Annotated in this window: 10 protein-coding genes; 8 read left to right on the top strand and 2 right to left on the bottom strand. The window is 40.4% G+C overall.

Annotation, left to right across the window (positions count from 1 at the left end; translation table 11 throughout):
- Positions 1-62: 62 nt before the first annotated feature.
- Both ACEQ81_RS02700 and ACEQ81_RS02695 read right to left on the bottom strand, forming a co-directional pair.
- The gene (locus tag ACEQ81_RS02700) at positions 63-1,283 is read right to left on the bottom strand and encodes a glycoside hydrolase family 88 protein (RefSeq protein WP_411029305.1); all 1,221 of its coding nucleotides are present in this window, start codon (positions 1,281-1,283) and stop codon (positions 63-65) included.
- Between the two features lie 13 nt (positions 1,284-1,296).
- Entirely contained in the window at positions 1,297-2,325 is a 1,029-nt protein-coding gene (locus ACEQ81_RS02695) for a LacI family DNA-binding transcriptional regulator (protein WP_411029304.1), read from the bottom strand.
- A gap of 97 nt (positions 2,326-2,422) precedes the next feature.
- On the opposite strand from ACEQ81_RS02695, the gene kduI reads away from it, so the two are divergent.
- The 8 genes from kduI to ACEQ81_RS02655 all read left to right on the top strand — a co-directional run bounded on the left by kduI (position 2,423) and on the right by ACEQ81_RS02655 (position 13,685).
- A complete protein-coding gene (gene kduI / locus ACEQ81_RS02690) occupies positions 2,423-3,262 on the top strand; it encodes a 5-dehydro-4-deoxy-D-glucuronate isomerase (protein WP_411029303.1) in 840 nt (279 codons plus the stop codon).
- A gap of 5 nt (positions 3,263-3,267) precedes the next feature.
- Positions 3,268-4,062, top strand: coding sequence for a gluconate 5-dehydrogenase (locus ACEQ81_RS02685; protein WP_411029302.1), 795 nt, complete (start codon positions 3,268-3,270; stop codon positions 4,060-4,062).
- Positions 4,063-4,071: 9 nt separating this feature from the next.
- Positions 4,072-5,247, top strand: coding sequence for a DUF4861 family protein (locus ACEQ81_RS02680; RefSeq protein WP_411029301.1), 1,176 nt, complete (start codon positions 4,072-4,074; stop codon positions 5,245-5,247).
- A 359-nt stretch (positions 5,248-5,606) separates the two neighbouring features.
- On the top strand, positions 5,607-6,197 hold the full coding sequence (locus ACEQ81_RS02675) for an RNA polymerase sigma-70 factor (protein ID WP_411029300.1): 591 nt from the start codon (positions 5,607-5,609) through the stop codon (positions 6,195-6,197).
- Between the two features lie 131 nt (positions 6,198-6,328).
- Positions 6,329-7,456, top strand: a complete 1,128-nt coding sequence (locus ACEQ81_RS02670) for a FecR family protein (RefSeq protein ID WP_411029299.1) — start codon at positions 6,329-6,331, stop codon at positions 7,454-7,456.
- Between the two features lie 207 nt (positions 7,457-7,663).
- Entirely contained in the window at positions 7,664-11,185 is a 3,522-nt protein-coding gene (locus ACEQ81_RS02665) for a TonB-dependent receptor (RefSeq protein WP_411029298.1), read from the top strand.
- 19 nt (positions 11,186-11,204) lie between these two features.
- Positions 11,205-12,620 carry a RagB/SusD family nutrient uptake outer membrane protein gene (locus tag ACEQ81_RS02660; RefSeq protein WP_411029297.1) on the top strand — a complete coding sequence of 472 codons (1,416 nt, stop codon included), beginning with the start codon at positions 11,205-11,207 and terminating at the stop codon, positions 12,618-12,620.
- Positions 12,621-12,755: 135 nt separating this feature from the next.
- Complete coding sequence (locus ACEQ81_RS02655; RefSeq protein ID WP_411029296.1) at positions 12,756-13,685, top strand: glycerophosphodiester phosphodiesterase family protein; 930 nt, start codon at positions 12,756-12,758, stop codon at positions 13,683-13,685.
- The last annotated feature ends 177 nt before the right edge of the window (positions 13,686-13,862 follow it).

Below are 13,862 nucleotides of genomic sequence, written 5' to 3'. Positions count from 1 at the left end.
CTTGGCACTCCGTGAAGACCAAAATGTTCTTGGGCTTGGTAATATAACTTCCAAGAAATAGATCAATTAGGCTTTGAATAGGCTTTTTGGTATTTCATTAGCGCCTCCAAATAATAATAATCTGCATAATTCAACGGCACATCGATTTCGGCTCCGTGCGGAATGCTTCCCACACTATGTTTTAAGATGAAATTTTTGTTCTCTCCAATTTTCGCGGTGTATTGGTCCGAAGCGAGCGAAGATAAAATCTTGTCGACTGCTGAACGATACGCAACCGCCGAATATCCATCCAATTCAATCAAAGCCGAAACTGTAATGGCGGCGGCGGAAACATCCCTAGGTTCGTTTGGAATCTTGTCGGCATTGTAGTCCCAATACGGAATACCATCGTTGGGAGTATCTTTAAAATGTATCATGTAATCGGCTATTTTTTGCGCCTGTTCCAAATACTTTTGGTCCTTGGTGTACCGATAACAAACTGTGTAGCCATAAAGCCCCCATGCCTGGCCACGTGCCCAAGAACTTTCATCGGCAAAACCTTGTGCTGTTTGTTTGCTTCTAACCTTTCCGGTATTGGGGTCGTAGTCTACCACGTGGTAAGAGCTATTATCTTCCCTAAAATGGTTCCTAAGGGTGGTGTTGGCATGTAGGATAGCCGTTTCTTTATATTTTTGATTCCCTGTAAGTTCGGAAAGTTCAAATAGCATCTCCAAATTCATCATATTATCAATGATTACCGGAAACCTCCAATTTCTTTCGGACTGCCAGCCCTTGTCAACGTCCCAACTTTTGATACACCCTACGGTTGGATCAAAGCGGGTCATTAATGAGTCTCCGGCTGTTATCATAATATCTTTGAACGCTTCATTCTTGGTCAATCGGTATCCATTTCCATAGGAGCAATTGAAAACAAACCCCAGATCGTGATAGCTCGTATAATTTTTATGGTCTTCAAATAGGGTTTGAAATCTTTCGGCGGCAAGGCGCCATTTTTCATCTTCTGTGTATTCAAATAAATACCAAAGGCTTCCGGGAAAAAATCCTTCGGTCCAGTCAAAGCCTTCCTTTGTCCAATGCACGTTACCATCAACATCTATGGTTCTTGGAATACGATTGGCTTTTTCGGCCTCCTTAAGCAGTAATGTCAGTTGTTCTTCTGCATGCCCCATTGGCGTAAGTGCCGTTCTTTTCCCGGCGTCCATTTTCTCGGTCGCTTTGTTTTCCTTGCAGGAATAAAACATTCCGACCAATGCTATTGCAAAAATAATTTTCGATAAATTCATGGTACTACTTGTTTTAAGGTGCTATATGTTTTGATGAATTGCGTACTATCAATGAAGTTTTTAACACATGTGTTTTGGGCGACATTGAACCTGATTTATTTTTTATCCGTTGGAGTAAAAGTTCGGTTGCCAAGCTCCCTATTTTATGACCAGATTGATCTATTGTGGTCAATGAAGGTTCTATGACTTCCGAAATAGGTTCGTTGCTAAAACCTACAATAGCAATGTCTTCGGGGATTTTTACACCGGCACTTTTCAAATGTTTCATAGCTCCTATTGCCGATACGTCGTTGGCGGCAAAAATCCCATCTATTTTTGTGTTAAGCGACATTATCCTTTTTGCATTTTCAATTCCATCTTCCTCCATAAGTCGAGAAGTGAACACCAATTCTGGGTTATAAGGGATCTTGTATTTTTCTAATGCTGCCCGATACCCATTTAGTCGATTTTGATATATTTTTAGCTCCTGGGGCCCGGTGAAATGAACAATATTCTTGCATCCGTTGGAAATGAGGTGTTTGGTGGCATCAAATCCGCCTTTAAAATCATCAATCAGCACATTACTGTTTCCGGGGATATCACAATGCCGGTCAAAAAAAAGAGTCGGAGTGTTATTTTTTTTCAATCCTTGTAGATGATCATAGTTTGTTGTTTCCATGGATACGGAAAGCAATACACCAGCCACTCTATTGGCAACCATAGTGTCTATTAGATTGCGCTCTCTTTCAAGTGTTTCCAAAGATTGACAGATCATTACGTTATATCCGGCTTCAAATGCTGTTTCTTCGATACCCGCTATTGCTGAAGAAAAGAAATGACGTGAAATTCGCGGCACGATTACACCGATAGTTTTGGTACTGTTTTTTCGAAGATTCGAAGCCAATACATTACGTTGATAACCCAATTCGTAGGCTTTGTCCAAAATCTTGTTTTTTGTCTTCCGGGCCACTCTTGGGCTATTGTTCAACGCTCTAGAGACAGTAGATGCGTCAATATTTAGGGCCTTTGCCAGATCATGAATGGTTATATTGTTGTTTTGCATAAAGGTTAACTACTTAACTAAAATTCTGGTATAAATATACAAAAAATACAATCGATTGTATTTTTTATTACTTTTGTTCAAATATATCTTTACAATTATGGAAACATCATGGGAAACACGTTACGCTTCCAGTCCGGAAGCTGTGAAAAAATATAACACGAATAAACTTAGGGAAGAGTTTTTAATCGACAATTTGATGCAGACAGGAAAAATCAACCTTACCTATACCCACTACGACCGGTACATAGCTGGCACCGCGGTGCCAACGGAACCCCTAAAACTGGAAGCCATAGATCCCCTTAAGGCAGACTTCTTTTTACAGCGCAGGGAATTGGGAATTATCAATGTAGGGGAAAGCGGTTGCGTAGATGTAGACGGTACCACTCATGTTTTGGGGCATAAGGATGCCCTGTATATAGGAATGGGAAACGAAGAAATCGTCTTTAAAAGTGATAACCCTAAAAATCCGGCCAAGTTTTATTTAAATTCAACTCCGGCACACACCCCCTATACTACTAAAAAAGTAAGCTTGGGGGAAGCAAACAAATTGGAGTTAGGATCCTTGGAAACGGCAAATCAACGTACCGTAAGCCAGATGATTATAGGTGGTATTGTAACCTCTTGCCAACTACAGATGGGGATGACCGAGCTCAAAACAGGAAGTGTTTGGAATACTATGCCCGCCCATGTGCACGACAGAAGAATGGAAGTCTATTTTTACTTGGATGTACCCGAAGGCCAAAGTGTATGTCATTTTATGGGACAACCTCAAGAAACACGTCATATCTGGATGCAAAACCACGAAGCGGTTATTTCCCCACCTTGGTCCATACACTGTGGATCGGGCACCTCAAGCTACACTTTTATTTGGGGAATGGCTGGTGAGAATTTGGACTATAATGATATGGATGTAGCAAAAATAACAGCTTTGAGATAACACCTATGGGACTATCATTATTTGATTTAACAGGAAAGGTTGCGTTGGTTACAGGAAGCACTCATGGACTGGGAATGGCAATGGCCGAAGGTCTTGGTAAAGCTGGTGCCACCCTTGTCATTAATGGAAATTCTTCACAGAAGAAAATTGATGATGCGGTAGCATATTACGAATCTCTCGGAATCAGTGCTAAAGGATACAAGTTTAACGTTGCCGATGAAGCAGCGGTAAAGGACGCCATAAAAAAAATTCAGGCAGAAATAGCACCTATCGATATCCTTGTAAACAACGCAGGAATCATTAAGAGAACTGCTCTCGAGGAAATGGACGTTGCCGATTTTAAGGAAGTCATTGATGTAGATCTTATTAGCCCGTTCATTGTATCCAAACATGTGGTAAAGGGCATGATTGCCAGAAAACAAGGTAAGATTATCAACATTTGCTCTATGATGAGTGAGCTAGGCAGAAACACCGTAGGGGCGTATTCAGCGGCAAAAGGTGGGCTTAAAATGTTAACTAGGAACATGGCCACGGAATGGGCAAAACACAATATTCAAATTAACGGAATAGGCCCGGGTTACTTTGCTACCGCACAAACTGCTCCTATACGAATAGAGGGGCATCCATTTAATGATTTCATTGTGAACAGGACCCCCGCCGCTAAATGGGGCGACCCAAACGATTTGGCCGGTGCAGCCATTTTTTTGGCTTCAGAGGCCAGTAATTTTGTAAACGGGCATATCCTTTATGTTGATGGAGGTATTCTTGCCACGATTGGAAAGCCATCCAACGAAAATTAATTTTTTTTAATGAAACTTCAACACTTTCTTAGCTGTCTTATTGGATTTTTCATACTAGCATCTTGTTCTCCCGGAAAAACAGCAAGGATAATTGTTGTTGAAAATACATTGGACGAAGACCGATCTTTTGAGACGATGGAATTGACCTCAGATTTTTTGAAGATCGATAGTCTGACACATATTGGAATTAAAGATTTGGCTTCAAACAAACTATTGGTCACACAACTGGTGGACGAAGATGGGGACGAAATAATGGATTTGCTTTTATTCCAAACCGAAATAAAGGCAAAATCCATAAAAAAGTTCGAAATAGTTGAAATTTCGAAGGATGAAAGGCCAAAATCGGAAACTTTCTGCTACGCTCGCTTTGTACCAGAACGTACGGACGATTATGCATGGGAAAATAACAGAGTGGCTTTCCGAATGTTTGGTCCGGCAGCACAGAAAATGGCCGAGGATGGTATTCCGGGAGGCACCCTAACAAGTGGCGTGGACGCCTGGTTAAAAAAAGTAGATTACCCTATCATTGACAAATGGTATAAAAAGGAAACGGAAACCAACGGTACTTACCATGAGGATACCGGGGAGGGGTTAGATAATTTTCATGTGGGTGTCAGTCGTGGAGTGGGGGGTATAGCCATTAAGAAAGATAGCGCGTATTATTTTTCAAAAAACTACACGAAATGGAGAACCATTGCAACCGGCCCAATCCGGACCAGTTTTTATCTAGAAATAGGCGCTTGGGATGCAGGCGGAACCTTAATTGAGGAATCTAAAGTAATTAGCCTTGATTATGGTAGCAACCTTTCAAGATTTGAAATTTCCATTGAGGGTACGGATAAAATTTCGGCCGGCCTTACCCTAAATAAAAAAGATGGGCAAGTTACCGCAAATGAGAACGGAGCATGGATCAGCTATTGGCAACCCCACGATGGTTCTGAGCTAGGGACGGCAATCGTTGCTTCTGCCGATTGTTTTTTGGGATACGAAAAACACGACGTTCAAGAAAAGGACCTTAGCAACGCCTATGCCCATTTAAAGGTAAAAGGGAGCAAGGCGATCTATTTTGCAGGGTTTGGATGGAAAGAAAGCGGACAATTTAAAAATATGCAGGATTGGGAGGATTATTTAAACCTGTTTGCCAAGAAAATTAATAACCCTTTGAAAGTCTCACTTGTTCCATAAACCTACGCTTTAAAGAAATTAAGCAGTTTTACCATACGAAGTACTTATCTAACCCTTAACTGTTTTTTTAATGTTAGAAATTAAGGGGCGAAATAAATGACAGCCGTTTTTGGAGATGTTTTGCCATACCCTAGGTGTGCCAATTCTCAACTTTTAAGGGAATGATGATTCAACATAACAAGGGATTCCCAAACACATTTGTATTGCTCTTAAGTCAAATTTTGGGCTTAAAGTTTCGTAAGAGAATGATTAATTTATTCTTATGAATTGGTTATGAAATGTATCATTCTTTCATTAGTATTGACATTTTTTTATACATTTAGCATGTAGAATCTGTTTCTATAAGTGTCTAAATTGATATGTCAGCAACAAAATCAAATAGCAACAAATTGCTTTTGGAGGAATTCAAAAACGGAAATCAAAAAGCTTTTCGCAAGCTGTTCGATTTGTTTTGGGAGCCTATGTTTGTCAAGGCTAAAGCAATTGTTATGGACAACGGTATTGCCAAAGATATCGTTCAGGATATTTGGGTGAGTTTATGGCAAAAACGAGAGGATCTGGAAATCAGGAATTTTGAAGCCTATGTTTACAAATCTGTAAATTATGGGTGTTTCAAGTATTTAAGAGACAATAAATTCAGTGCCGCCCAGCTTCAAGTTATAGAATCGTTGGAACTGATTTCAAAATCCAATGTTGAAAATCAGCACAACCTAGATCAAACCCAATTTGTTATCGAAAAGTCCCTAACGGGATTGCCACCAAGATGTCAACAAATTTTTAGACTAAGCCGTATGGAGGCTATAAGCAATGAGGAAATAGCCTCGCGCCTGGGTATATCAAAACGATCCGTGGAAAACCAAATGTCAATTGCCCTGAAGTCTATTCGGGAAAATCTAACGCTTACCCAATCTTCGCTGACATCCCTCATTATCTTCGCTACTTTACTGTAATTTTTCTTGCCCTTTACTAAGAATCTGACGAATTTCGTGCTTTGCCCATAACTGTTAAAGAAATGTTAATTTTAAAAAAGCTGTGTGAGTTGCCCCAGCTTTTTGGTTCATAGTAGTATAGAGTCATCAATATGCAAGAGCAAGAGTTTAGAAATTTGTTGGATAAATATCTTAATGGATCCATATCCAATGAGGAATTGGAAGTTTTAGAAAAGTTTAAAAAAGAACTTAACTCAGGGAATCACGAAGTTAATTTTAAAAACAAGGCAGATAAAAACGCTTTAAAAGAATCTTTGTGGACAGCAATCAACGCCAAGACCCGTAACGCTAAAAAGAAAAAATTCGCCAATTGGAAAATTGCCACCGTAGCTGCAGTATTTATTGGTCTGGTATCCACAGCATATTTCCATTTGCAAAACACAACAACGGCTATCTCTAATCCAATACCTGCAAATGCCATTACATTAGAGCTAGAAAATGGAGATATAAAAGTCATTAAGGAAGATGGAAAAGTTGAAGTACTTAACGCAGAGGGTAAAGTAGTTGGAAAGCAAGATGGAAAAAGCCTAAAATATGTTGATACCAACATCAAAAAAGAACTTGCTTACAATACCCTTGCCGTACCCAACGGAAAAACATTTAAGCTGCAATTGTCAGATGGTACAATAGCCCATCTTAATGCAGGATCTTCCATTAAATATCCTGTACAGTTTATAAAAGGATTTAAAAGGCAGGTGTTTATTACCGGGGAAGCGTTCTTGGATGTTGCCAAAGATCCCGAACACCCTTTTATAGTAAATGCCAATAAATTAAATGTTCGTGTATTGGGCACACAATTTAATGTTTCTGCCTATCCAGAAGATGAAACCACCGAAGTTGTACTCGTTGAAGGGTCCGTAAGCCTATACACAGAAACAGAAGGATATGATACAGAAAAGAATACCCTTTTGAAACCTGGGTTCAAAGGAAGCTTTAACAAAGAAAAGAACCATATCATTACAAATAAAGTGATAACAAGTATTTATACTTCTTGGATCAATGGCGAACTTGTGTTTAGGAACATGACTTTTGAAAACATCCTCAAAAAACTGGAGAGACACTACAATGTTACCATTTCTAACTACAACGAAGTACTGTCCAAAAAAGAGTTCAATGCCAATTTTGGGGACGAACCCATTGAAAATGTACTGGAAGAGCTAAAGATAAATTACGATATTGATTATGAGATTATGGAGGACGACAATATAATTCTTAAATGAAGATCAAAAATTACTCTAACTACAAACAACATAAAAAATTTAATGCCAATGAAGTAAAAACCAAGTAGGAAATAATCATCGGATAAAATCACTAAATGATTTATTGCATTAAAAAGGCATAAAAAAATCGGAAAATGTGCGACCATTTCCCGATTGGATCAAGTGATCAAACTAAAAAAGATTAACCACAATTAACACTATAAAAGTATGAAAAAACTTCTTAACCTTACAAGAAGCCCTTATCCCTTATTTAAATACGATCTAAAAATGAAGCTTTGTACATTGTTCATTTTGGCAACTTTATTTACAATGCATGCCAATGAAACCTATGGACAACGTACAAAGATTACATTGAATCTAAACAATGTACCCGTAGGGCAATTGATCGATGAAATAGAGAGTAGTACGGAATTTCAGTTTGTTTACAAGATAGAGGACGTAGACTTAAAACGTATTGTATCTCTAAATGCTAAAAAAGAAAAGCTTGCGGAAGTCTTAGAGCGAATCTTTAAGAACACAAATACTACATTTAATCTAAACGACAGAAGGGTATACCTGGTTCGGCGAACAGGCAGGGCCCCATCGGTTCCGTTGGAGGAGGCTAGCTCAACAGAAGCACAGCAGCGCACGGTAAGCGGAACCATAGCGGATGAAACCGGGCAGCCTCTACCAGGAGCCAATATCGTAGAGAAGGGTACCACGAACGGAACACAATCCGATTTTGATGGTAATTTCTCGATAAACGTTTCAGATCAAAATGCAATTTTATTGATTACGTACATTGGTTTTACAACCCAAGAAATTGTGGTCGGAGATCAAACCCAGATCAATGTTCAACTAAAACCAGATGCTTCCGAATTGGATGAAATAGTCGTTATAGGCTACGGTACCACTACAAAGGAAAAGTTCAACGGTGCGGTTTCCAAGATAGAGAATAAAGCATTGAACAATTTTTCCTCGGCCAATTTTGAACAAGCCCTTTCCGGTAATGTTGCGGGTGTGCAGATTGTAGGAAACGGAAAAAACCCAGGCGAGAATTCAGTAATTCAGATACGCGGACTAAGTACGTTAACTGCGGGCACCAATCCCCTAATTGTAATAGATGGCAATCCCCTTTCCGAAGGCTCTTCCTTTAGCTCCATAAGTAATCAGGATATCGAATCCATTAACATTTTAAAGGATGCGGCTTCTGCGGCAATCTACGGGTCTAGGGCATCCAATGGCGTTATTCTGATAACGACCAAAAAAGGAAAACAAGGCAGCTTAAAGGTAACATATGATACCTACTATGGTTTTCAGGAGCGTATTGACAACTTTGAATTGGTAGATGCTTATGATGCCGCGCTGTTTGATTCCGACGCTAGAAATTTTGGATATGTTTCTGGAGGTACCGGACGAAGCGTTACCGATGACAATGCTACCCGAGACGCCAACGGAGGAGGTAAACGCAGCAGGATTCCGGGGTATTTGCAAGGTTATTTGGATAGGCAACCGGGTTTGACCAATACAAACTGGACAGATGCCGTGTTTAGATCGGCGGCGCAACAAAATCATTATTTAAACCTAAGTGGAGGTTCGGAAAAGACAAATTACTCCATTTCCTTTGGATACTTGGACCAAGATAATATCATTATAGATTCGGATTATAAACGCTACACCAATAACATACAAATTAATTCGCAAATCAGCGAACGCATCCGATTCGGGATTACCTCAAATATCTCTTTGATCAATTCCAACCCCACCGGAGAAGCTGGTTGGTCTAATTATGGGTTAGGTGATAAAGCACAGCCCGATCCCAGTTTTTCGATAATATTGATGAACCCGTATTATCCTATTAACAACTCCGATGGTTCTTTTGCCATTTCCAATCAGCTAAATGACCATAACGACAATTGGGATGGCCCAATTTCTGAAAACACCGTGGCCCAAACATCATTGACCGATTTTTTTGAACGTCGTTTACGGGTTTTCGGAAGCACTTATTTTGAAGTGGAGCCATGGGACGGTATAAAGTTCAAGACGTCATTTGGCGGGGACTATAATACCATTTTTACGGAATTCTTTGCTCCATCAAACATTGGAAACTATAGAACACCTATTGCAAATAACCGTACACAGGCGTTGGAAAGCAATATAAAAAGGGAAAACTTTATTACGGAGAACCTCTTAACCTATAATAAAACTTTTGGTAAGCACACCGTTGATGTATTGTTGGGTTTTGGTTATCAAGAAGAAAGCTTTTTTAGGACAAAGCTAGAGAGCAATAATTTTGCGGACGACAATTTAAGGAACATTGCGGGGGCTACCAACCCTTCGGCCATTGCCCAGAGAAGTAAGTGGGCGTTAGAATCCTATTTTAGTCGTTTGCAGTACGACTATGATGGTAGATACTCCCTTTCCGGTTCTTTTAGGAGAGACGGCTCATCGCGTTTCGGTGCAAATACAAAATATGGAAATTTTGCTTCAATTTCTGCAGGATGGACCCTTAGCAATGAAAGCTTCTTTCCCGAAGATGGTTTGGTAAGTTTCACCAAACTAAGGGCAAGTTGGGGGCAAACAGGAAATAATCAGATTGGTGACTTCGGTGCCATTGCGTTGATAGACCCAGACAATTATGTAGTTGATGGGCAATTGGTTGCGGGTTCCTTTACAAGTACCTCTCCCAATCCGGATTTGTCTTGGGAAACCAATAGTGCTTTGAACCTAGGTCTAGATTTAGGCTTTTTAAACAATAAGTTATTGCTTACGGCAGAATATTATAATTCTAAAACTACGGACTTATTGTTGGATGTGCCTGTACCACAACAATCTGGCTTTACCGAATCACTACAGAATATTGGGGAGTTGGAAAATACAGGTTTTGAGTTTGAAATTAGAGGAAACAATTTTGAGCTTGGCGATTTTGTCCTTGGGTTTAATGCCAACATTACCACCAACCAGAATGAAGTGCTGGCTTTGGGGGAAGGTCAAGAGCAAATTATAGCCAACAACGGAGGTATGGATTTCCTTACCAAGGTTGGCGGTAGCATTGCCGAGTTCTATGCTTATGATATACAAGGAGTATTCCAAAGCCAAGCAGATATAGATGGTGCAACGGTTACACCTTTGGCCGGCACGGAAGTTGGCGATTATATAGTTAGGGATGCCAACGGCGACGGTGCCATAACGCCCGACGACCGGGTAACTCAGGGCGATTTTAACCCGGATTTTACCTACGGATTTGGATTTACCCTCAACTACAAAGGATTCGATTTCAGTGCTCAATTTACTGGAGTTGAAGGCAGAAAAGTCTCGGATCGTATGGTTTATTTTGCGGAAAGCGGAGAAGGCTTTTTTGTGCCCACGCAACATTATTTTGATAACTACTTCTCTGATCGTAACCCCGACGGGTTTTTCAGAAGGCCAGATTTTTCTAGTTTTTCCTCAGCAGGGAGACTTACAAGAGCTTCAAGCCTTTCCATTTATGATGCAGATTACTTCCGTTTAAGAAGTTTACAATTGGGGTACAATCTGCCGGAAACAGTTACCGATTATTTGAAAATAGATTTTCTGAGAGTGTACCTAACGGGGAACAATATTTTTAATAGTACGGATTTTAGAGGATATAATCCTGATGCGTTGGATACCAGAACAACAGGCAACCAACAGACCTTGACCAGAGGTTGGATACAATCGGCAAGTCCGTTGACCCGTTTTTTTGCGCTAGGACTCAACGTTAAATTTTAAACCAAAAAATTAAAACAAGATGAATTTCAATACATATAAATTTCTATTAATACTTGTCTTATTTGGAGTGTTTTCATGTGAAGATGAACTGGATATAGTACCAATTACGGAAAAGGCATCCAGTAACTTTTACTCCAATGAACAAGAGTTGGAAAGTGCCATAGCAGGTGTTTATGCGCAATTGCAGAACGGCGGCCTTTATGGTCTTGATCTTATAGGCGTTGGCGAAATTTCGGGAGAGGATGCTTTCGAGGAAATTGCGGCCAATGATGGAGGTCGTTTTGGGCAATTGGATGATTTTTCTACCAACGCAGGCAATGATTTAGTGGGCGACATTTGGAGGGAATCGTACAAGGGCATTCAGAGGGCAAATACGGTCTTGAACCGAATAGTGGATATTGAATATGAAGCTGCCTCCCTTAAGACCAATAGAATAGGCGAAATGAAGTTTATTAGGGCATTACTATATTTTAATATGGTACGGCTCTACGGAGATGTTCCCTTGGTCGTAGAAGAAACCGAGAGTCCTTTTGATTTCTTTGGACAAGGACGCACGGCGGCAGCCCAAGTTTATACCCAGATCGAAACGGATTTGGCAGATGCCATCCAAGACCTGCCTTTGGAAAAAGAATCGGGCAGACCCGCCAAAGGAGCGGCGCAAGCCCTATTGGGAGATGTTCAGTTGACCCAAGGTAATTTTGGAGGGGCACTTACTAACTTAGAGGCGGTTGTAAGCTCCAATGCCTATGAACTAGCTGCCACCACAGCAGAAATATTCGGAGTGGCCAACGAGGGAAATCCCGAGGTTTTATTCGAGATACAGTTCGCCAGTGGCTTTAATGTTGACGGAGATTTCGAAGGGAGTCCGGCTGCTTCACAATTTCGACCTTCGGGTACCACTGCAAATGCAAAAGGGCATAACTTGCCAACACAGGCGTTTATAGACTCGTATGATGTTGCAGACACAAGAGGGGTCGATTATGTAGACGTTGATCCGGGAGCAAACCCTTTTTACTTCTCTGCAAAATACGAAGTTTCAGCTACCGGTGCCGACGACAGTGGAAGCGACTATTTCGTTATTAGATATACAGATGTTATCCTTAAATATGCGGAAGCACTCAATGAAAATGGACAGACCCCTCAGGCCATCATACAGCTGAACAGCGTGCGCACAAGGGCAGGCCTAGCGGCAACTACGGCAACTACCCAGGCGGAGGTACGCGCGGCCATTAGACAAGAACGTCGTTTTGAGTTTATAGGGGAAGGCCACCGTTGGTTCGATTTAAAACGATACGGAACGGCGGTAACCGTAATGAATGCGTTCTTTACAAGTACAGGAGCCAATGTTACTATAGATGACAGTAAGTTGATACTGCCAATTCCTCAAAGTCAGATCGATGCGGATTCCGCTATAACCCAAAACCCCGGATATTAAAGGTTAAGACCTAAAAATAGTTTAAGTTAGTTTGAGTTAGTTTTTTTTAATCAATGGGAGGGGAGCAATCCCCTCTTTTGATTAGAATTTCACCAACAAGTATTTCGTAAACAGCTCATCGCAAAAATCTCGAAAATGAAAACTTTATATGCTTTACTAATTGTTATCGTACTTATAGGTTGTAGAAAGGAATCCAACAACGGAAGCCAGCCTTTAAACACAAACACGACTGTTTCTACAATCGCAGAAAAAATTGCGAACCTTAAGGATGCTAAGAACAAAGAGGTAATAGTAGTGGCCCATAGGGGAGATTGGCGCAATGCCCCGGAAAATTCACTACAAGCCATTCAGAACTGTATTGAAATGAATGTAGATATGATTGAAATAGATGTACAGGAAACAAAGGACGGGCAGTTGGTTCTGATGCACGATAAAACGATAGATCGGACAACAACGGGCACCGGTACCGTAAAAGAATGGACACTAGACTCATTGCTTACATTGAGATTAAGAGATGGTTTGGGAGTACCAACCACGCAAAAAATACCTACACTTAGGGAAGCCCTAACGCTTTCCAAAAACAAAATTTTGGTGAATCTTGATAAGAGCTATGACATATTTGATAAGTGTTACGAGATTATTTTGGAAACAGGAACACAGGATGAGGTAATTATAAAAGGTAATAAATCAAAAACACAAGTAGAAAAGGAATTCGGGAAATACTTGGACAAGGTACACTTTATGCCAATAATTAATCTGGAAAATTCGGCAGCGGCAGAAACCATTGCAGACTATATGGACGAAAACCAGCCCGTGGCCATAGAATTTGTATTCAAAACGGATACTGTAGGTCAAATATCCAATTTCAAAGAGCTTAGGGAAGCCGGGACCAGCGTATGGGTAAATGCGCTTTGGCCTAGACTGTGCGGGGATCATGATGATGAGAAGGCGGTCTTGGATCCTACCGTTTATGATTGGTATTTAAATAATAACGTTGATATCATCCAAACCGATAGGCCCAAACTATTGATTGACTATCTCAAAAACAAAGGACTACACAAGTAATACGAGTCTAAATAACAATTCCTTTCATGATCATCATCTCGGAGAGGATTTGCATCTTTGTTAAGTATTTTAAACCACCACTGATTTTTGCTTTGGCCAGATCTTCGAAGCATAGTTTTGGTGGTTTTCGTTTACACATCCTTCTAGGATATTAATAAAATTGGTTTAAGCTTTTGT

The organism is Spongiimicrobium sp. 3-5, from assembly GCF_046557915.1.
In the GTDB taxonomy this organism is placed as follows: domain Bacteria; phylum Bacteroidota; class Bacteroidia; order Flavobacteriales; family Flavobacteriaceae; genus JBHEBG01.
The sequence above is the reverse complement of the archived record's forward strand: the minus strand, read 5'-3'. Positions and strand labels throughout refer to the sequence as shown.